Source organism: Micromonospora sp. NPDC051296, from assembly GCF_040682255.1.
Lineage (GTDB): Bacteria > Actinomycetota > Actinomycetes > Mycobacteriales > Micromonosporaceae > Micromonospora > Micromonospora craterilacus.
Map to the genome: position 1 here is coordinate 1 of NZ_JBFBAO010000102.1, position 18,583 is coordinate 18,583.

27 protein-coding genes and 2 pseudogenes are annotated in these 18,583 nt (G+C 69.5%); 1 reads left to right on the top strand and 28 read right to left on the bottom strand.

Annotation, left to right across the window (positions count from 1 at the left end; translation table 11 throughout):
- Window positions 1-108: 108 nt before the first annotated feature.
- Window positions 109-2,673: a valine--tRNA ligase gene (gene valS, locus AB0M52_RS13500; RefSeq protein WP_363952954.1), complete on the bottom strand. Its 2,565-nt coding sequence runs from the start codon at window positions 2,671-2,673 to the stop codon at window positions 109-111.
- 663 nt (window positions 2,674-3,336) lie between these two features.
- Between valS and AB0M52_RS13505 the strand changes: the two genes are divergently transcribed.
- Window positions 3,337-3,726, top strand: coding sequence for a hypothetical protein (locus tag AB0M52_RS13505; protein ID WP_363952956.1), 390 nt, complete (start codon window positions 3,337-3,339; stop codon window positions 3,724-3,726).
- On the opposite strand, the pseudogene AB0M52_RS13510 reads toward AB0M52_RS13505, so the two are convergent.
- The 27 genes and pseudogenes from AB0M52_RS13510 to AB0M52_RS13640 form a co-directional block, all read right to left on the bottom strand.
- A pseudogene (locus AB0M52_RS13510) lies at window positions 3,723-4,610 on the bottom strand (ABC transporter ATP-binding protein); the annotation flags it as partial. The gene AB0M52_RS13505 and the pseudogene AB0M52_RS13510 sit on opposite strands and share 4 nt — an antisense overlap.
- A 46-nt stretch (window positions 4,611-4,656) precedes the next feature.
- A pseudogene (locus AB0M52_RS13515) lies at window positions 4,657-4,833 on the bottom strand (DUF1707 domain-containing protein); the annotation flags it as partial.
- A 47-nt stretch (window positions 4,834-4,880) separates the two neighbouring features.
- Window positions 4,881-5,732 carry a type I methionyl aminopeptidase gene (map, locus tag AB0M52_RS13520; protein ID WP_363952958.1) on the bottom strand — a complete coding sequence of 284 codons (852 nt, stop codon included), beginning with the start codon at window positions 5,730-5,732 and terminating at the stop codon, window positions 4,881-4,883.
- 89 nt (window positions 5,733-5,821) lie between these two features.
- On the bottom strand, window positions 5,822-6,475 hold the full coding sequence (locus tag AB0M52_RS13525; RefSeq protein ID WP_363952960.1) for an adenylate kinase: 654 nt from the start codon (window positions 6,473-6,475) through the stop codon (window positions 5,822-5,824).
- Window positions 6,476-7,801: a preprotein translocase subunit SecY gene (gene secY, locus AB0M52_RS13530; RefSeq protein WP_363952962.1), complete on the bottom strand. Its 1,326-nt coding sequence runs from the start codon at window positions 7,799-7,801 to the stop codon at window positions 6,476-6,478.
- A gap of 233 nt (window positions 7,802-8,034) precedes the next feature.
- Entirely contained in the window at window positions 8,035-8,478 is a 444-nt protein-coding gene (gene rplO / locus AB0M52_RS13535) for a 50S ribosomal protein L15 (protein WP_363952964.1), read from the bottom strand.
- A complete protein-coding gene (rpmD, locus tag AB0M52_RS13540; RefSeq protein WP_145815467.1) occupies window positions 8,478-8,660 on the bottom strand; it encodes a 50S ribosomal protein L30 in 183 nt (60 codons plus the stop codon). The genes rplO and rpmD overlap by 1 nt, the downstream gene beginning before the upstream one ends.
- A complete protein-coding gene (gene rpsE, locus AB0M52_RS13545; RefSeq protein ID WP_357531592.1) occupies window positions 8,660-9,274 on the bottom strand; it encodes a 30S ribosomal protein S5 in 615 nt (204 codons plus the stop codon). Before rpsE ends, rpmD begins: the two co-directional genes overlap by 1 nt.
- A 34-nt stretch (window positions 9,275-9,308) precedes the next feature.
- On the bottom strand, window positions 9,309-9,698 hold the full coding sequence (gene rplR / locus AB0M52_RS13550; RefSeq protein ID WP_111215555.1) for a 50S ribosomal protein L18: 390 nt from the start codon (window positions 9,696-9,698) through the stop codon (window positions 9,309-9,311).
- Window positions 9,699-9,765: 67 nt separating this feature from the next.
- Complete coding sequence (rplF, locus tag AB0M52_RS13555) at window positions 9,766-10,308, bottom strand: 50S ribosomal protein L6 (protein ID WP_363952969.1); 543 nt, start codon at window positions 10,306-10,308, stop codon at window positions 9,766-9,768.
- A gap of 16 nt (window positions 10,309-10,324) precedes the next feature.
- Entirely contained in the window at window positions 10,325-10,732 is a 408-nt protein-coding gene (gene rpsH / locus AB0M52_RS13560) for a 30S ribosomal protein S8 (RefSeq protein ID WP_111215560.1), read from the bottom strand.
- A gap of 99 nt (window positions 10,733-10,831) precedes the next feature.
- Complete coding sequence (locus tag AB0M52_RS13565; protein ID WP_007073023.1) at window positions 10,832-11,017, bottom strand: type Z 30S ribosomal protein S14; 186 nt, start codon at window positions 11,015-11,017, stop codon at window positions 10,832-10,834.
- Window position 11,018: 1 nt separating this feature from the next.
- The gene (gene rplE / locus AB0M52_RS13570) at window positions 11,019-11,588 is read right to left on the bottom strand and encodes a 50S ribosomal protein L5 (RefSeq protein WP_363952971.1); all 570 of its coding nucleotides are present in this window, start codon (window positions 11,586-11,588) and stop codon (window positions 11,019-11,021) included.
- Window positions 11,588-11,908, bottom strand: a complete 321-nt coding sequence (rplX, locus tag AB0M52_RS13575; RefSeq protein ID WP_016813716.1) for a 50S ribosomal protein L24 — start codon at window positions 11,906-11,908, stop codon at window positions 11,588-11,590. The genes rplE and rplX overlap by 1 nt, the downstream gene beginning before the upstream one ends.
- Window positions 11,905-12,273, bottom strand: a complete 369-nt coding sequence (gene rplN, locus AB0M52_RS13580) for a 50S ribosomal protein L14 (protein ID WP_007465279.1) — start codon at window positions 12,271-12,273, stop codon at window positions 11,905-11,907. The genes rplX and rplN overlap by 4 nt, the downstream gene beginning before the upstream one ends.
- A 96-nt stretch (window positions 12,274-12,369) precedes the next feature.
- A complete protein-coding gene (gene rpsQ, locus AB0M52_RS13585) occupies window positions 12,370-12,648 on the bottom strand; it encodes a 30S ribosomal protein S17 (protein WP_111215565.1) in 279 nt (92 codons plus the stop codon).
- Window positions 12,645-12,881, bottom strand: a complete 237-nt coding sequence (rpmC, locus tag AB0M52_RS13590; protein ID WP_007073028.1) for a 50S ribosomal protein L29 — start codon at window positions 12,879-12,881, stop codon at window positions 12,645-12,647. The genes rpsQ and rpmC overlap by 4 nt, the downstream gene beginning before the upstream one ends.
- A complete protein-coding gene (rplP, locus tag AB0M52_RS13595) occupies window positions 12,881-13,306 on the bottom strand; it encodes a 50S ribosomal protein L16 (RefSeq protein WP_007465292.1) in 426 nt (141 codons plus the stop codon). The genes rpmC and rplP overlap by 1 nt, the downstream gene beginning before the upstream one ends.
- A gap of 3 nt (window positions 13,307-13,309) precedes the next feature.
- Complete coding sequence (gene rpsC / locus AB0M52_RS13600) at window positions 13,310-14,164, bottom strand: 30S ribosomal protein S3 (RefSeq protein ID WP_363952974.1); 855 nt, start codon at window positions 14,162-14,164, stop codon at window positions 13,310-13,312.
- A complete protein-coding gene (gene rplV / locus AB0M52_RS13605) occupies window positions 14,164-14,619 on the bottom strand; it encodes a 50S ribosomal protein L22 (protein WP_111215570.1) in 456 nt (151 codons plus the stop codon). The genes rpsC and rplV overlap by 1 nt, the downstream gene beginning before the upstream one ends.
- Window positions 14,620-14,659: 40 nt before the next feature.
- Window positions 14,660-14,941, bottom strand: a complete 282-nt coding sequence (rpsS, locus tag AB0M52_RS13610; RefSeq protein ID WP_091079388.1) for a 30S ribosomal protein S19 — start codon at window positions 14,939-14,941, stop codon at window positions 14,660-14,662.
- Window positions 14,942-14,953: 12 nt separating this feature from the next.
- Window positions 14,954-15,793 carry a 50S ribosomal protein L2 gene (rplB, locus tag AB0M52_RS13615; RefSeq protein ID WP_111215572.1) on the bottom strand — a complete coding sequence of 280 codons (840 nt, stop codon included), beginning with the start codon at window positions 15,791-15,793 and terminating at the stop codon, window positions 14,954-14,956.
- A gap of 12 nt (window positions 15,794-15,805) precedes the next feature.
- Entirely contained in the window at window positions 15,806-16,108 is a 303-nt protein-coding gene (gene rplW / locus AB0M52_RS13620; protein WP_093403611.1) for a 50S ribosomal protein L23, read from the bottom strand.
- On the bottom strand, window positions 16,105-16,755 hold the full coding sequence (gene rplD, locus AB0M52_RS13625) for a 50S ribosomal protein L4 (RefSeq protein WP_363952977.1): 651 nt from the start codon (window positions 16,753-16,755) through the stop codon (window positions 16,105-16,107). Before rplD ends, rplW begins: the two co-directional genes overlap by 4 nt.
- Complete coding sequence (gene rplC / locus AB0M52_RS13630; RefSeq protein ID WP_363952979.1) at window positions 16,752-17,417, bottom strand: 50S ribosomal protein L3; 666 nt, start codon at window positions 17,415-17,417, stop codon at window positions 16,752-16,754. Before rplC ends, rplD begins: the two co-directional genes overlap by 4 nt.
- An 11-nt stretch (window positions 17,418-17,428) precedes the next feature.
- Complete coding sequence (gene rpsJ / locus AB0M52_RS13635; protein ID WP_007073037.1) at window positions 17,429-17,737, bottom strand: 30S ribosomal protein S10; 309 nt, start codon at window positions 17,735-17,737, stop codon at window positions 17,429-17,431.
- Between the two features lie 349 nt (window positions 17,738-18,086).
- A partial coding sequence (locus tag AB0M52_RS13640) for an EF-Tu/IF-2/RF-3 family GTPase (protein ID WP_363952981.1) occupies window positions 18,087-18,583 on the bottom strand: 497 nt, incomplete at its 5' end.

Genomic DNA, 18,583 nt, shown 5'->3' on the forward strand with positions numbered 1-18,583 from the left:
GCCGGCGCCGGTGGGCAGCACCACCAGGGCGTCGCGCCGCTTCATCACGGCCCGCATCGCGGCCAGCTGGTTGGGGCGCAGGGTGGTCCAGCACGACGGCACGCAGCCTCAGAACGCGCAGGCGATGACGAGTGCGGGCGTGCGGTCGGGGAGCAGATCGAGCTTGCCGATGTGGCCCGCCGCCCGTAGGTCGTCCACGACCAGGGTCAGCTGGTCGAGCAGGGCGGCCGGGCCGAGCGCCTCGGCCAGCGGCACCTCCGCCTTCATCGACAGCTTCCGTTCGGACTTGGCCCGGCGGACCTGCCCCAGCGCGTCGGCGGCAAGCCGCAGCAGCTCCGGGTCACCGTCGCCCTGGATCACCTGGCCCACCTCGTACGTGGTGGGCCAGGGCGCCCGGTGCACCGAGCCGTACCGCCACCAGGACCACACCTCCTCGGCCGCGAACGGCAGCACCGGGGCGAGCAGCCGCAGTTGCACCGAGAGGGCGGTGGCCAGCGCCGCCCGGGCCGAGTCGGCTCCGGTGCCGGTGCCGTAGGCGCGCTCCTTCACCAACTCGATGTAGTCGTCGCAGAACCCCCAGAAGAACGACTCGGTGGCCTGCAACGCCGCCGTGTGGTCGTACGCCTCGAAGGCGGCGGTGGCGGTGGTGACCACGGTGGCCAGTTCGGCGAGCATGGCCCGGTCCAGCGGCTCGGTGGCCGGGGCACGCAGCGCGTCCGCGGCGCCCAGCCCGAGCGCGAACCGGGACGCGTTCAGCAGCTTGGTGGCGAGCCGCCGGCCGACCTTGATCTGCGCCGGGTCGAAGGCCAGGTCGGTGCCGGGCCGCCCGGTGGCCGCCCAGTACCGCACGGCGTCGGACCCGTGCTGCTCCAGCAGCGCCATCGGGGTTACCACGTTTCCCTTGGACTTGGACATCTTCTTGCGGTCCGGGTCGAGGATCCAGCCGGACAGCTCGGCCGTCCGCCACGGCAGCGTGCCGTGTTCCAGGTGCGCGCGGACCACCGTGGCGAACAGCCAAGTCCGGATGATCTCCTGGCCCTGCGGGCGCAGGTCCATCGGGAAGACCCGGCGGAACAGCTCCGGGTCGCGTTCCCAACCGCCGGCGATCTGCGGGGTCAGCGACGAGGTGGCCCAGGTGTCCAGCACGTCCGGGTCGCCGACGAACCCGCCCGGCAGGCCGCGCTGCGACTCGTGGTAGCCGGCCGGGGCGTCCTCCGACGGGTCGATCGGCAGCGAAGACTCGTCCGGCGTGAGAGGGTGGGACCAGTCCGGCTCGCCAGCGTCGTCGAGCCGGTACCACACCGGCACCGGCACCCCGAAGAAGCGCTGCCGGCTGACCAGCCAGTCGCCGGTCAGGCCGCTCACCCAGTGCTCGTAGCGGTGCCGCATGTGCTCCGGCACCCAGTGCAGCTCGCGCCCCCGGGCCAGCAACGCCGCGCGCAGGTCGGCGTCCCGGCCACCGTTGCGCAGGTACCACTGCCGGGTCGAGACGATCTCCAGCGGCCGGTCGCCCCGCTCGTAGAACTTCACCGGATGGGTGATCGGGCGCGGCTCGCCGACCAGGTCACCCGCGTCGGCCAGCAGTTCCACGATGGTCCGTCGGGCCCCGTTGACGGTCTGCCCGGCCAGCGCCGCGTACGGCTGTGCGGGCACCCCGTCGGGGGCCTCCGGCAGCAGCCGGCCGTCCCGGCCGATCACCACGCGGGTGTCCAGCGCCAGTTCCCGCCACCAGGTCACGTCGGCCAGGTCGCCGAAGGTGCAGACCATCGCGATGCCGGTGCCCTTGGCCGGGTCCGCCAGCGCGTGCGCGCGCACCGGCACCTCGACGTCGAAGACGGGGGTACGCACGGACGTGCCGACCAGGTCGGCGTACCGCTCGTCGTCGGGGTGGCAGACCAGCGCGACGCAGGCCGGCAGCAGCTCCGGCCGGGTGGTGTCGATGAGCACCTCCCGACCGCCGGCGGCGTGGAAACGCAGCCGGTGGTACGCGCCGGGGCGCTCCCGGTCCTCCAGCTCGGCCTGGGCCACCGCGGTGGCGAAGCCGACGTCCCACAGCGTCGGCGCCTCGGCCTGGTACGCCTCGTCGCGGGCCAGGTTGCGCAGGAACGCCCGCTGGGACGTCGCCCGGGCCGCCGGACCGATGGTGGTGTACATCAACGACCAGTCCACCGACAGCCCGAGCCGGCGCCACAGCGCCTCGAAGATCTGCTCGTCGGAGAGGGTCAGCCGCTCACACAGCTCGATGAAGTTCCGCCGGGAGATCGGGGTCGGGTCGCGCCGGGCCGCGTCGTCCACCGGTGTCTCCGGTGCCCGCCAGTCCGGGTCGTACGGCAGGAACGGGTCGCAGCGCACGCCGTAGACGTTCTGCACCCGCCGCTCGGTGGGCAGGCCGTTGTCGTCCCAGCCGATCGGGTAGAAGACCGTCCGGCCGCGCATCCGCTGGAACCGGGCGACCAGGTCTGTGTGCGTGTACGAGAAGACGTGCCCCATGTGCAGCTCGCCCGATACGGTCGGCGGCGGGGTGTCGATCGCGTAAACGTTCGAGCGCTCCTTCGAGCGGTCGAACGCGTACGTGCCCTCCTCCTGCCAGCGGCGCGACCAGGTCTCCTCGAGCCCGTCCAGGGTCGGACGCTCGGGGACGCCGGCGCGGGCCGTCCTCGCCGTATCAGTCATCCGTCGATGGTAGGCATCCCCTGCCGGCGGGACACGCCATTAGTTCGGAGAGCCGCGTCGAACCGAACAGGGGGCCGCAGCCGGCGGCCCGGCATGCCAACGTCGGGCAACCGACGGGGGAGGTTGGTATGGGAGAGACGGTCGAAACGGTGTCGTGGGGCCGGCTTGCGGTCGACGCGGTCGCGGCGGCGCTGGTCGCGTCGTTCTTCGCCACCTGGACGCTGCCGATCGTGCTGCTGGCGGGGTTCGGCAGCCCGGCCTCGGGCCGGGTGGAGGTGATCACGTCGGTCGTCGCCGTTCTGGCGGTGGCGCTGGTGACGCTGGTGACGCCGCCGGCGTTGCCCCGACTGCGCCGGCTGCCCGGCTGGTGGATCGCCGCCGGCGGGCTACTGCTCACCGCCCTCGCCGAGCTGACCCTGGGTACGGAACGGACCGCCCTGATGCTCGGGCATCCGGGCAACGCCGTACAGCAACTGGTCGTCCTGGTCGGCTCGGCCGGTGTCGGCCTGGCAATGGGCGGGGCACTGCTGGCCCTCGCCCAGCTGCCCGGCCCGGGCCGCACGCCGGTCGCCGTCGGCCTGGCCCTCGGGCTCGCGTGCCGTGTTGGGGCGCCATTCGCCCCGCCAGGTGCCCTGGGACGTGCTGGGGCTCGTGGTGGCAGCCGTGACGATCCCGATGCACGCCCCGGCGGCACAGGCGGAACGGCCGGAGGTGTACCTGGTCGCGTCGGTGCTGGCCGCGCTCGGGATCGGACTGGCCCTCGGCGCCGGACTCACCTTGACCGTCAGCGGAACGGCCGGTGCGGGTGGTGGGCTCCTCGCTGCGCTGGCGCTCGGCCCGGTCGCCCTGATCGTCACCACAGTGGCGTTGGCGTCGGCCGCGACACGGGTGCGGATCGGCTGGCCGGAGCAGGGTACGTCGTACGCCTTGATCACATTCGTCCTGCTGTGCGCCGTGATGCTGACCGCGTTCCACGGCCTCGGCCGGGCCGGGCGGCCCGATCCCGGGCCGGAGGTCGACGGGGAACCGACGGCCGCCCGGCAGAACGTCTAGAGCAGCGAGTCGCGCCACTGGCGGTGCAGGGCGGCGTACCGGCCGCCGTCGGCGATCAGTTCGGCCGGTGGGCCGTCCTCGACGATCCGGCCGCGGTCGAGGACCAGGACCCGGTCGGCGGTCTCCACGGTGGAGAGCCGGTGTGCGATCACCACCGCGGTCCGGTCCCGCAGGATGGTGCCGAGCGCGTGCTGCACCAGCCGCTCGGTCGGTACGTCCAGCGACGAGGTCGCCTCGTCCAGGATCAGCACCGCCGGATCGGCCAGGAAGGCCCGGGCGAAGGCGACCAACTGCCGCTGTCCGGCGGAAAGTCGACCGCCGCGCCGGTGCACCTCGGTGGCGTACCCGTCGGGCAGCGCCGCGATGAAGTCGTGCGCGCCGATCGCCCGGGCGGCGGCCTCGACGGCGGCGTCGTCGGCCTCCGGGCGACCGAACCGGATGTTCTCCGCCACGGTGCCGCCGAACAGGTGGGTCTCCTGGGTCACCAGCACCACCGTGCGGCGCAGTTCCGCGTCGGCGACCTGGCGCAGGTCCACGCCGTCGAGGGTGACCGTGCCGGCCGCTGGATCGTGGAACCGGGCCAGCAGCTTGGCGACCGTGGACTTGCCGGCGCCGGTCGGCCCGATCAGCGCCACGGTCTGTCCAGCGGGGATGCGGAGATCCAGCCCGGCCAGGATCGGGGCGTCCGGGCGGTACCCGAACGAGACCGCGCGGAAGGTGACCGCGCCGCAGGTGGGGCCGCGGGGCAGCGGCACGGGTCGCACCGGCTCGGCGACCGTGGGTCGCTCGTCGAGCACCCCGGCGAGCTTCTCCAGCGCTGCCGTCGCGGATTGCAGCGAGTTGTAGAACTGGCTCAGTTCCTGCATCGGTTCGAAGAACCGGCGATCGCCCGTCGGCCTCCCCCTGCGCCGGCGCCACCGCGCCCGACGCCGGCAGGTCCCCCACCAGCGCGTCCAACTCGGCGTACGTGCGGGCAGCGTAGGCCCGCTGCAACCGGTCGTCGTACTCGCGCAGATCCAGCCGGCCCTCGTCGAGGGCGTCCCGGAGCCGTTCGGCGACGGCCTGTCGGTCGGAGTCCGCTGCCCGCATGCCGTCCCGCCCGTTCATGCCGGCAAGCATGCCATCGTGCCGCCAGTCCGGGTAACCGGTCCAGTTCAGGCGGTCGGCGAGGTGCTCGGTTGGCGGCTGGTCACCAGGTCGCCGAGGCGGGCCCGGCCGCCGTCCGCGGCGGTCAGCACCCAGACCCCGTCCGGGAGCAGGGCCATGGTGTGCTCGACGTGCGCGGCCCGCGACCCGTCCCGGGTGACCACCGTCCAGCCGTCGGCGAGTTCGGTGGTACGCGGCGAACCCATGGTGATCATCGGCTCGATGGCCAGCGCCATACCCGCCACCAGGCGTGGCCCCTTGCCCGGCCGTCCATGGTTGAGCACGTGCGGATCCTGGTGCATCTCAGTGCCGATGCCGTGGCCGCCGTAGCCGTCGACGATGCCGTACCGGCCAGCCTTGCGTACCGCGTGCTCCACCGCGTGGGAGATGTCCGTGAGTCGGCCCCTACCGTTCGCCGCGCCGCGAGCGGCCGCGGCGATGCCGGCCCACATCGCGTCCTCGGCGACCTTCGCCATCCGCAGCTGCGCCGGGTCGACCTCACCCACCCCGACGGTGATCGCCGCGTCGCCGTGCCAGCCGTCGAGGATCGCGCCGCAGTCGATCGAGATCAGATCGCCCTCGGCGAGGACCTGCTTCGGCGACGGGATGGCGTGCACGATCTGCTCGTTGACGGACGAGCAGATCGACGCCGGGAAGCCGTGGTAACCCTTGAACGACGGGACCGCCCCCGCCTCGCGGATGGTCGCCTCGGCGATCGCGTCGAGGTCGGCGGTGCTCACCCCCGGGGCCACCGCCTCCCGCATCCGGCGAAGCGCCTCCGCGACCACCAGGCCGGCGGCGCGCATCTTCTCGATCTGCTCGGGGGTCTTCAGCTGGATGTCCAGCTGGGGACGACGCATGGAGGCGCTACCTTTCGTTGCCGAAACAGTGGGGCACGCTGGGCGTACCCCACTGTTCGCACTCTATCCGGCCGGCGGCTGTGCCGACCTCAGCCCCCGTACGACCTCAGGGCGTCGATGGCGCGGACCGTGACGTCCTCCACCGGGCCTGTGGCGTCGATGCCGACCAGCTTGCCCTGGGCACCGTAGTAGTCCACCAGCGGCGCGGTCTTCTCCGCGTACTCGCGCAGGCGGGCGGCGATGGTCTCCGGCTTGTCGTCGTCGCGCTGAAACAACTCGGCGCCACAGCGGTCGCAGATGCTGTCCTGGTTGGTCGGGTCGAACTCGACGTGCCAGATCTTGCCGCAGCCCCGGCAGGTGCGCCGGCCGGACAGCCGTCGGATCACCTCGTCGTCGTCGACGACCAGCTCCAGCACGATGTCCAGCGAGGTGCCGAGGTCGGCGAGGAGCTTGTCCAGCGCCGCCGCCTGCGGGGTGGTCCGCGGGAACCCGTCGAGCAGGAAGCCCTCGGCCGCGTCCGGCTCGGCGAGCCGCTCCCGCACCATGTTGATGGTGACCTCGTCCGGCACGAGCTTGCCGGCATCCATGTAGCGCTTGGCCTCGACCCCGAGCGGGGTGCCCTGAGACACGTTGGCCCGGAAGATGTCGCCGGTCGAGATCTTCGGCACGGAGAGGTGCGCGGCGATGAACTCTGCCTGAGTGCCCTTGCCCGCCCCCGGCGGGCCAACCAGAACCAGTCTCATCTACCGCAGGAACCCTTCGTAGTTCCGCTGCATCAGTTGGCTCTCGATCTGCTTGCTGGTCTCGAGAGCCACACCGACCATGATCAGAACAGCGGTGCCGCCGAACGGGAAGTTGAGGTACTGCTGCCGGTCCAGCCAGATGAAGAAGAAGTTCGGCAGGATCGAGATGGTCGCGAGGTAGAGCGCGCCCGGCAGGGTGATGCGGCTGAGGATGAAGTCCAGGTAGTCGGCGGTCGGCTTGCCCGGGCGGATGCCGGGCACGAAGCCGCCGTACTTCTTCATGTTGTCCGCGACCTCGGTCGGGTTGAACGTGATCGAGACGTAGAAGTACGTGAAGAAGATGATCAGCAGGAAGTAGACCACGATGTAGATCGGGCTGGTCGGGTCGACCAGGTTGTTCTGGATCCACGCCTGGGTCTTGCCCGGGTTGTTCTGGTCGAAGAACTGGAGCGCGAGCTGCGGCAGGTAGAGCAGCGACGAGCCGAAGATGACCGGGATCACACCCGCCTGGTTGACCTTGAGCGGGATGTAGGTCGAGGTGCCGCCGTACATCCGCCGGCCGATCATGCGCTTGGCGTACTGCACCGGGATGCGGCGCTGGGCCTGCTCGATGAAGGTGACCGCAGTGATGACCAGCAGCACCAGGGCGATGACCAGGGAGAACCGGCCCCAGCCCTGGCTCTCCAGGATCCGCCCGCCCTCGCTGGGCAGCCGGGCGGCGATCGAGGTGAAGATCAGCACGGACATGCCGTTGCCGACGCCGCGGTCGGTGATCAGCTCACCGAGCCACATGACCACGCCGGTGCCGGCAGTCATCGTCATCACCAGGACGGACAGCGTCAGCCAGTCCGGGATGCCGGTGCCCGCGGGGATGATCGGGAACTCGTCGCACTGGTTGTTGAACAGCTGGCCGGAGCGGGCCAGCGCGACGAACGCCGAGGCCTGCAGGACACCCAGGCCGAGGGTCAGGTAGCGGGTGTACTGGGTGATCTTCGCCTGGCCGGCCTGGCCCTCCTTGCGGAGCTGCTCCAGCCGCGGGATGACCACCGTCAGCAGCTGCAGGATGATCGACGCGGTGATGTAGGGCATGATGCCCAGCGCGAAGACCGAGAGCTGCAGCAGCGCACCGCCCGAGAAGAGGTCGAGCAGGTTCAGTACCCCGGTCGAGCCCTCGATGGTGTCGAGGCACTTCTGCACGTTGCCGTACGACACGCCTGGGCTGGGCAGCGTCGCTCCGAGCCGGTAGATCGCGACAATGCCTACTGTGAACAGCAGCTTCTTGCGCAGGTCAGGCGTACGGAACGCACTGAGAAAGGCGGACAGCAACTTCTTCCTCCTGCGCGAGGCGGGCCGCCGGTCAATCCGGGCGGTTCGGGGTGGGTGCCGGGCAGGTGCCCGATATCCATGGCTGGGAAGGGACTCTAACAGCCCGATCCCGGTCCGGGCAGATGTGCCCGGCTACATAAACCGAATCCGATGTTACCGGGCGCACCCGCCCGGCGTAGACCATGGCGCCCGCCAGCTGGGGTCAACTGGCGGGCGCCATGATCTCATGCAGCTTACAGCTCGGTGACCGAACCGCCAGCAGTGGTGATCTTCTCCTTGGCCGACGCACTGAACGCGTGCGCCGTGACCTGGAGCGCCACCCCGCCGAGGTCCCCGGTGCCGAGGATCTTCACCGGGTGGCCCTTGCGGACCGCGCCAGCCTCGACCAGCTCGGCCGGGCCGACCTGGCCACCGTTGGGGAAAAGTTCAGCCAGCCGATCCAGGTTGACCACCTGGAAGACCACCTTGAACTTGTTCTTGAAGCCCTTCAGCTTCGGCAGGCGCATGTGGATGGGCATCTGCCCACCCTCGAACGCCGGAGAGATGTTCTTCCGGGCCTTCGAACCCTTGGTACCGCGGCCCGCAGTCTTGCCCTTGGAACCCTCACCGCGACCCACGCGGGTCTTCGCGGTCTTGGCCCCCGGCGCCGGACGCAGGTGATGGACCTTGATCGTCATTACTCGACCTCCTCGACCTTCACGAGGTGGTTCACCGCGAAGATCATGCCACGAATCTCGGGCCGGTCCTCCTTGACCACCACGTCGTTGATCCGCTTGAGACCGAGCGAACGCAGCGACTCACGCTGGTTGCGCTTGGTCCCGATCTCGGAGCGGACCTGGGTGACCTTGAGACGTGCCATCAGGAAGCCACCTCCGCCCGCGAGGCGAGCATGGCGGCCGGCGCGACGTCCTCCACCGGCAGGCCACGGCGGGCCGCCACAGCCTCGGGGGACTCAAGCCCCTTCAGCGCGGCCACAGTGGCGTGCACGATGTTGATCGGGTTCGACGAGCCCAGGCTCTTGGAGAGCACGTCGTGGATGCCCGCGCACTCCAGCACGGCGCGGACCGGACCACCGGCGATGACGCCCGTACCGGCCGAGGCCGGCTTGAGCAGCACCACGCCGGCGGCCTCCTCGCCCTGCACCGGGTGCGGGATCGAGGAGCCGATCCGCGGCACCTTGAAGAAGTGCTTCTTGGCCTCCTCGACACCCTTGGCGATCGCCGCGGGCACCTCCTTGGCCTTTCCGTAGCCCACGCCCACGGTGCCGTCGCCGTCGCCCACGATCACCAGGGCGGTGAAGCTGAAGCGACGACCGCCCTTCACGACCTTGGCGACGCGGTTGATCGCGACGACCCGCTCGAGGTGCGGGGTCTTCTCGGCGGGCGCGTTTCCGCGACCGCCCTCACGGCGGTTGTCGCGGCGACCACCCTCGTTGCCACCGGACCCGCCGCCACGGCGCTGTTGACCTGGCATCAGCAGCCTTCCTTTTCTCTCGTGACGGGGATTGTCAGAACTCGAGCCCGGCTTCGCGGGCGGCGTCGGCAAGCGCGGCTACCCGCCCCGCGTACCGGTTGCCACCGCGGTCGAAGACGACCTTGGAGATGCCGGCGGCCTTCGCCCGCTCGGCGAGCAGGGCGCCCACCTTGCCGGCCAGGGCGCTCTTGTCGCCCTCCGTGCCGCGCACCGAGGCGTCCAGGGTCGAGGCCGACGCCAGGGTGTGACCCTTGGTGTCGTCCACGATCTGGGCCACGATGTGCCGCAGCGAGCGGGTGACGACCAGGCGCGGACGCTCGGCGGTGCCGCTGATGTGCTTGCGGACCCGGAAGTGCCGACGCGCACGCCCGACGGCACGCTTGGCGGCGACGCCGCGGCGGCGCTTGAGCAGCGTGGCGCTCACTTCTTACCTGCCTTTCTCACGGCCTCGCGGCCGGCGGATGACCTCGCCCTGGTACCAACGAACGCGGTCACTTCTTGCCCGCCTTACCGGCCTTGCGGCGGATGACCTCGCCCTGGTACTTCACACCCTTGCCCTTGTAGGGCTCCGGCGGACGGATCTTCCGGATGTTGGCGGCGACCTCACCGACCAGCTGCTTGTCGATGCCGGCCACGTGGAACAGCGTCGGCTTCTCCACCGTGAAGGTGATGCCGTTCGGCGCCGGCACCAGCACCGGGTGCGAGAACCCGAGCGCGAACTCCAGGTCCTTGCCCTTGGCGGTGACCCGGTAACCGGTACCGGCGATCTCCAGGCTCTTGCGGTAGCCCTCGGTGACCCCGACGATCATGTTCGCGACCAGGGTACGGCTCAGGCCGTGCAGTTCCTTGGCCTTGCGCTCGTCGTTCGGGCGGTTGACGCTCAGCTGCCCGTCCTCGGCCCGCTCGATGGTGATCGGCTCGGCCAGGGTGTGCGAAAGCTCGCCCTTGGGGCCCTTGACCTTGACGGTCTGGCCGTCGATCGTCACGTCGACGCCGGATGGCACCGGGATCGACTTACGTCCAATACGCGACATTTCTACCTGTCTCCCGTTACCAGACGAAGGCGAGGACTTCCCCGCCAACGCTCCGCTTGCGGGCCTGCCGGTCGGTCAGCAGCCCCTGGGACGTCGAAATGATCGCCACACCCAGCCCGCCGAGCACCCGGGGGAGTTCGGCCGACTTGGCGTACACCCGGAGACCGGGCTTGGAGACGCGCTTGATGCCGGCCAGGCTCCGCTCCCGGTTCTGGCCGTACTTCAGCTCGACGACCAGTCGCTTGCCGACGGCACCCTCTTCGGGCTCCTCGACCGACCAGGTGGCGATGTAGCCCTCGGCCTTGAGGACCTCGGCGAGGTTCGCCTTGATCTTCGAGTAGGGCATCGTCACCCGGTCGTGGTACGCCTGGTTGGCGTTACGCAGACGCGTGAGCATGTCTGCGATCGGGTCGGTCATCGTCATGAAAACTCGTCAACCTTTCTCGCCGGGGTTCCCGCGGCTTTCGCTCACAGGCCTACGGCGAAGAGACAGTCCAGCTAACGCGCGGAGCGCGCCGGGCTATTACCAGGAAGCCTTGGACACGCCGGGCAGCTCACCGCGGTGGGCCATCTCCCGGATGCACACCCGGCAGAGCCCGAACTTGCGGTAGACCGCCTTGGGACGCCCGCACCGCTGGCAGCGGGTGTACGCGCGAACCGAGAACTTCGGCTTCGCGGCCGCCTTGAGGATCAGCGCCTTCTTGGCCATCTCAGTTCTCCTTGAACGGGAAGCCCAGGAGCTTGAGCAGCGCCCGGCCCTCGTCGTCGGTCGTGGCGGTGGTGACCACCGTGATGTCCATGCCCCGCTGGCGATCGATCTTGTCCTGATCGATCTCGTGGAACACCGACTGCTCGGTCAGACCGAACGTGTAGTTGCCGTGCCCGTCGAGCTTGCGCCCATCGAGGCCGCGGAAGTCACGGATACGCGGCAGCGCGATGGACAGCAGCCGGTCCAGGAACTCCCACATCCGGTCGCCGCGCAGGGTCACCTTCGCGCCGATCGGCATGCCCTCGCGGAGCTTGAACTGCGCGATGGACTTCGTCGCCCGCCGGACCTGCGGCTTCTGGCCGGTGATGGTGGCCAGGTCGCGGACCGCCCCGTCGATGAGCTTGGCGTCCCGGGCAGCCTCGCCGACACCCATGTTCACGACGATCTTGACCAGTCGCGGCACCTGCATCGGGTTGCCGAAGTTGCCCTGCTCGCGCAGCTGCGCCACGATCTCGTTGCGGTACCGCTCCTTGAGGCGCGGCATGGTCTTGGTTTCGGTAGCCGTGGTCATCACAGGTCCTTACCGGTGCTACGCGCGATGCGGACCTTCTGGCCGTTCTCGTCGATCCGGTAGCCGACGCGGGTCGGCTTGCCGTCGGAGTCCACGACCATCACGTTCGAGACGTGGATCGCGGCCTCCTGGGTGACGATGCCACCGGTCTTGGCGCCACGCTGAGTGGTGCTGATGCGGGTGTGCTTCTTGACCCGGTTCACGCCCTCGACCAGGACCTTGTCCTGCCGCGGGTAGGCCGCGATGACCTTACCCTTGGCACCCTTGTCCTTGCCGGCGATGACGACGACCGTGTCGCCCTTCTTGACCTTCACGGTCACAACACCTCCGGCGCGAGGGAAATGATCTTCATGAACCGCTTGTCCCGCAGCTCGCGACCGACCGGGCCGAAGATACGGGTACCGCGCGGGTCCCCGCCGTCCTTGATGATCACGGCGGCGTTCTCGTCGAAGCGGATGTACGAACCGTCCGGCCGCCGCCTCTCCTTGGCGGTGCGGACGACGACGGCCTTGACCACGTCGCCCTTCTTCACACCGGCACCCGGGATCGCGTCCTTGACGGTGGCCACGATGACGTCGCCGATGCTCGCGTAGCGCCGACCGGAGCCACCGAGAACCCGGATGCACAGGATCTCCCGGGCACCCGTGTTGTCGGCGACGCGCAGTCGCGACTCCTGCTGAATCACGTCTATCTCCTATGTCTGCCGGTTCTCCGGCCGCCGGGGCGGCCGGAGCCTGGCGGAACCTGCGCCCGACCGATCTCGGCCGAGCTCGAGCCTTCGCTACTTGGCCTTCTCGAGGATCTCCACGAGCCGCCACCGCTTGGTGGCGGACAGCGGCCGGGTCTCCATGATCAGGACCCGGTCGCCGATGCCGGCGGAGTTCTGCTCGTCGTGGACCTTGAGCTTGCTGGTCCGGCGCATGATCTTGCCGTACAGCGCGTGCTTGACCCGGTCCTCGACCTCGACGACGACGGTCTTGTCCATCTTGTCGCTGACGACGAGGCCCTCACGCACCTTGCGGCGGCCCCGCTGCTGGGTGGCGGTCGTGTTCTCGCTCATGAAGCAGTCACCTCAGTCGGCGCGGCCGAGAGCCCCAGCTCACGCTCGCGCATGATCGTGTAGATCCGGGCGATCTCCCGACGGATGACCTGCAGCCGCCGGTTGTTGTCCAGCTGCCCGGTTGCGGCCTGCACGCGGAGGTTGAACAGCTCCGCCTTGGCCTCGCGCAGCTTCGTGACCAGCTCCTCCTCGGAGAGCTCACGCAGCTCGGAGGCCTTAACGCCCGCTGCCATCAGGATTCACCCACTTCGCGCGTCACAATGCGGCACTTCATCGGGAGCTTGTGGATCGCGCGACGCATCGCCTCTCGCGCGATCTGCTCGTTGGGGAAGGACATCTCGAAGAGCACCCGCCCCGGCTTGACGTTGGCGACCCACCACTCGGGCGAGCCCTTACCGGAACCCATCCGAGTTTCCGCCGGCTTCTTGGTGAGGGCCTGGTCCGGGAAGATGGTGATCCAGACCTTGCCGCCACGCTTGATGTGGCGGGTCATCGCGATACGCGCCGACTCGATCTGCCGGTTCGTCACGTACGCCGGCTCGAGAGCCTGGATCCCGAACTCGCCGAACACCACCCGGTTACCGCCCTTGGACGCGCCGCTGCGGTCCGGGTGGTGCGGCTTGCGGAAGCCCTTCGGGGGCTTGCGCGGCATCAGCATCTGTCAGCCCTCCTGCTGCGTTTCTGCCGCGGCGGCGACGGCGGAAGCATCCACCGGCTCGCCGCTCGGCGTCTCGGCCTGCTGCGCGACGGTCGTCGCGGCAGCCCGGCCGGCCTCGGTGCCACCGGAGGTCGTACCGGACGAACCGGAGCGACCACGGCGCGGCCGCTCGGGGCGGTCGCCGCGCTCCCGGCGCGGGCGCGACGGCGCCTCGGCCGGGGTCTCCCGACCCGGCACCGCGTCGCCCTTGTAGATCCAGACCTTCACGCCGATGCGGCCGAAGGTGGTACGGGCCTCGAAGAAGCCGTACTCGATGTTGGCCCGCAGCGTGTGCAGCGGCACCCGACCCTCGCGGTAGAACTCCGTGCGGCTCATCTCGGCGCCGCCGAGGCGACCCGAGACCTGCACCCGGATGCCCTTGCACATCGGGTTCTTCATCGCCGACTGCATGGCCTTGCGCATCGCCCGACGGAAGCTGACCCGGCTGGAGAGCTGCTCGGCCACGCCCTGGGCGACCAGCTGCGCGTCCGACTCGGGGTTCTTCACCTCGATGATGTTCAGCTGCACCTGCTTGCCGGTGAGCTTCTCCAGCTCGCCGCGGATCCGGTCGGCCTCCGCACCCTTACGGCCGATGACGATGCCCGGCCGGGCGGTGTGGATGTCGACCCGGACCCGGTCGCGGGTGCGCTCGATGTCGACCTTGGAAATGCCGGCCCGCTCCAGACCCTTGGACATCATCCGGCGGATCTTGACATCCTCGCCGATGTAGTCCTTGTAGAGCTTGTCCGCGAACCAGCGGGACTTCCAGTCGGTCGAGATGCCGAGCCGGAACCCGTGCGGGTGAACCTTCTGACCCATTACTCGGCGCCCTCCGTGTTGCCCTGCGTCTCAGCCGGCGCGGTCTGCTCCGCCGGAGCTGCCTTCTTCGCCGACTTCTTCGGCGCGGCCGGCGCGACCGCCTCGACCGCCACCGTGATGTGGCAGGTGCGCTTGCGGATCCGGTACGCCCGGCCCTGAGCCCGCGGCTGGAACCGCTTCATGGTCGGGCCCTCGTCCACGAACGCCTCGCTGACGAGCAGCGCGTCGGGGTCCAGCCGCTCGTTGTTCTCCGCGTTGGCGATCGCGCTCGCGAGCACCTTGTACACCTGCTCGCTCGCAGCCTGCGGCGCGAACTGCAGCACCGTGAGCGCCTCCTTCGCGGGCAGGCCGCGGACGAGGTTGACCACCCGGCGCGCCTTCATCGGCGAGATGCGCACGTGCCGCGCAACCGCCCGCGCGCCCGGAAGCACCGGAGCGTCGCCCTTTCCTGGCATCGCTGTAACCCCTTGATCCTCTATCCGTATGCCCGCGGCGTCAGCGCCGGCGGCTCTTCCGGTCGTCCTTCTCGTGACCCTTGAACGTGCGGGTCAGCGCGAACTCGCCGAGCTTGTGCCCGACCATCGCCTCGGTCACGAACACCGGGACGTGCTTACGTCCGTCGTGCACCGCGATCGTGTGCCCGAGCATGTCCGGGATGATCGTCGAGCGGCGCGACCAGGTCTTGATGACGTTCTTCGAGCCCTTCTCGTTCTGCGTCTCCACCTTCTTGAGCAGGTGGTCGTCGACGAACGGGCCCTTCTTCAGGCTGCGAGGCATGTCTTATCTCCCTCAGCCGCGCTTACGCGTGGCGTAGCGACGGCGGACGATCAGCCGGTCACTCGGCTGGCCCTTACGACGGGTGCGGCCCTCGGGCTTACCCTGCGGGTTGACCGGGTGGCGACCACCGGAGGTCTTGCCCTCGCCACCACCGTGCGGGTGGTCGACCGGGTTCATGGCGACACCACGGACGGTCGGGCGCTTGCCCTTCCACCGCATCCGGCCGGCCTTGCCCCAGTTGATGTTCGACTGGTCGGCGTTGCCGATCTCGCCGATGCTGGCCCGGCAGCGCACGTCCACGCGCCGGATCTCACCCGACGGCATACGGAGGGTCGCGTACGCGCCCTCACGGCCGAGCAGCTGGATGCCGACGCCGGCCGAGCGGGCCAGCTTGGCCCCGCCACCCGGGCGCAGTTCCACGTTGTGGATCGTGGTACCGACCGGGATGTTGCGCAGCGGCAGGTTGTTGCCCGGCTTGATGTCCGCGCCCGGGCCCGACTCGACGGCGTCGCCCTGCTTCAGGTCCTTCGGCGCGATGATGTAGCGCTTCTCGCCGTCGGCGTAGTGCAGCAGCGCGATCCGCGCGGTGCGGTTCGGGTCGTATTCGATGTGCGCGACCTTGGCCGGCACGCCGTCCTTGTCGACCCGCTTGAAGTCGATCAGCCGGTACTGGCGCTTGTGGCCGCCGCCCTGGTGCCGGGCGGTGATCCGCCCGTGGACGTTGCGACCGCCCTTCTTCGGCAGCGGAGCCAGCAGCGACTTCTCGGGCGTCGACCGGGTGATCTCGGCGAAGTCGGCAACGCTCGAGCCACGCCGGCCCGGCGTCGTCGGCTTGTACTTACGGATAGCCATTGTCTACACCCCTCAGCTGACCGGGCCGCCGAAGGCCTCGATGCGGTCGCCCTCAGCCAGCTTCACCATCGCGCGCTTGGTGTCCTTGCGCTTGCCGAACCCGGTGCGGGTCCGCTTGCGCTTGCCCTCGCGGTTGAGCGTGTTGACCGTCAGGACGCGGACGTTGAAGATCTGCTCGATGGCGATCTTGATCGCGGTCTTGTTCGCGTCCGGGTGCACCAGGAAGGTGTACCAGTTGCGGTTCAGCTCGCTGTAGCTCTTCTCCGAGACGACCGGCGCCACGATGATGTCGCGCGGGTCGGCGATCGTGCTCACTTGCCACCCTCCTCGGTGGTCTCGGCGGGAACGCCCAGGAACTCGTCCAGGGCCTCCTTGGTGAAGACCACGTCGTCGGCCACCAGCACGTCGTACGTGTTCAGCTGGCCGGCCTCGATCAGGTGCACCCGCGGCTCGTTGCGCAGCGACACCCAGTTCAGCTCGTCGGTGCTGCTCAGCACGACCAGCACCCGGCGGGCCTCGGTCAGCTTGGCGAGCGTGGCCAGCGCGGCCTTGGTCGACGGCTTCTCGCCCGAGACGAACGCCTCGACGACGTGTACCTGGCCGGCGCGCGCCCGGTCGGAGAGGGCGCCACGCAGCGCGGCGGCCTTCATCTTCTTCGGGGTGCGCTGGCTGTAGTCGCGCGGCACCGGGCCGTGCACCACGCCACCGCCGGCGAACTGCGGCGCGCGGATCGAACCCTGCCGGGCCCGACCGGTGCCCTTCTGCTTGTACGGCTTCTTGCCGCCGCCGGCGACCTCGCCGCGGGTCTTCGTCTTGTGGGTGCCCTGCCGGGCCGCCGCGAGCTGCGCCACCACGACCTGGTGCATCAGCGGGACGTTGGCCTGCACGTCGAAGATGTCGGCGGGCAGCTCGACCGAGCCGGCCTTGGTGCCTTCCACGTTGAGGACGTCAACGGTGGTCACTTGGCCACACCGCCCTTCTTCGCCTTGGCCTTGGCCGCGGTGCGGACCAGGACCAGCGCGCCCTTCGGGCCGGGGATGGCACCGCGGACGAGCAGGAGGTTGTTTTCGCTGTCGACCGCCTGAACGGTCAGGTTCTGCACGGTGTAGCGCACGCCGCCCATGCGGCCGGCCATCCGGGTGCCCTTGAAGACGCGACCCGGGGTGGCGCAGGCCCCGATGGAGCCCGGCGAGCGGTGCTTGCGCTCGACACCGTGGCTGGCGCGCAGACCGTGGAAGCCGTGCCGCTTCATCGGGCCGGCGTAGCCCTTGCCCTTGGTCTTGCCGGTGACGTCGATCGAGACGCCGGCCGGGAACTCCTCGACCGTGACCTCCTGGCCGAGCGAGTAGTCCGCGGCGTCACTGGTGCGCAGCTCGACGATGTGCCGGCGCGGCGCGACGTCGGCCTTGGCGTAGTGCCCACGGAGCGGCTTCTTGGCCTTGCGCGGGTCGATCGTCCCGTACGCCAACTGGACCGCGGAGTAACCGTCCTTCGCGGCGTCACGAACCTGGCTGATGACGCACGGGCCGGCCTGAACCACGGTCACCGGGACAACCTTGTTGTTGTCCCAGACCTGGGTCATGCCGAGCTTCGCGCCCAGGATCCCCTTAACTTGCCTGTCCATGTGTCCGGTCCCTACAGCTTGATCTCGATGTCGACGCCAGCCGGCAGGTCGAGGCGCATGAGCGAGTCGACCGTCTTCGGGGTCGGGTCGATGATGTCGATCAGCCGCTTGTGCGTACGCATCTCGAAGTGCTCGCGCGAGTCCTTGTACTTGTGCGGCGAGCGGATGACGCAGAAACGGTTGATCTCCGTGGGCAGCGGCACCGGGCCAGCGACCTGCGCCCCGGTACGCGTCACCGTCTCGACGATCTTCCGAGCCGAGGAGTCGACGACCTCGTGGTCATAGGCCTTGAGCCGGATGCGGATCTTCTGTCCCGCCATGGTGGCTTCTGTTCCTTCTCTCGATGCCGCTGTGTTGCGGGTGCCTGTACCGGCTGGTACAGACCCTCTTCGCCCACCCCCGCGGTCGGGCGTGTCGCGCCCTGTGGCCAGGCTCCGCCCCGAGATTCCGGAGCGATCCTGACCGCGGTGGGTCCAGGCGCCGATCGCGGTACCGCGACCAGAACGCCGCGCGAGGGTGGTTGGCGGACGGGCCGCCAACCACCCCACGCCCGACTGTTCTACCAACCCGGAGGTTCAGCGGGAGCCGAACACGGGCGGCGAACTGTCGTTACGCAACCTGACTAGTATGCCGCACGACCGGCGGCGGGTCTAATCGGGGTTACCCAGCTCACTTGATGATCTTGGTAACGCGACCAGCGCCGACCGTACGGCCACCCTCCCGGATCGCGAACTTGAGGTTGTCCTCCATCGCGATGGGCTGGATCAGCTTCACGGTCATCGTGGTGTTGTCGCCCGGCATGACCATCTCGGTGCCCTCGGGCAGCGTGACAACGCCGGTGACGTCCGTGGTCCGGAAGTAGAACTGCGGACGGTAGTTCTGGAAGAACGGGGTGTGCCGGCCACCCTCCTCCTTGGAGAGGATGTAGACGGTCGCCTCGAACTCCGTGTGCGGGGTGCTGGTGCCCGGCTTGACGACCACCATGCCGCGCTCGACGTCCTCGCGCTTGATGCCGCGCAGCAGCAGACCGACGTTCTCACCCGCGCGGGCCTCGTCGAGCAGCTTGCGGAACATCTCGATGCCGGTGCAGGTGGTCTTCATCGACTTCTCGCGGATGCCGACGATCTCCACCTCCTCGTTCGGCTTGAGGATGCCGCGCTCGGCGC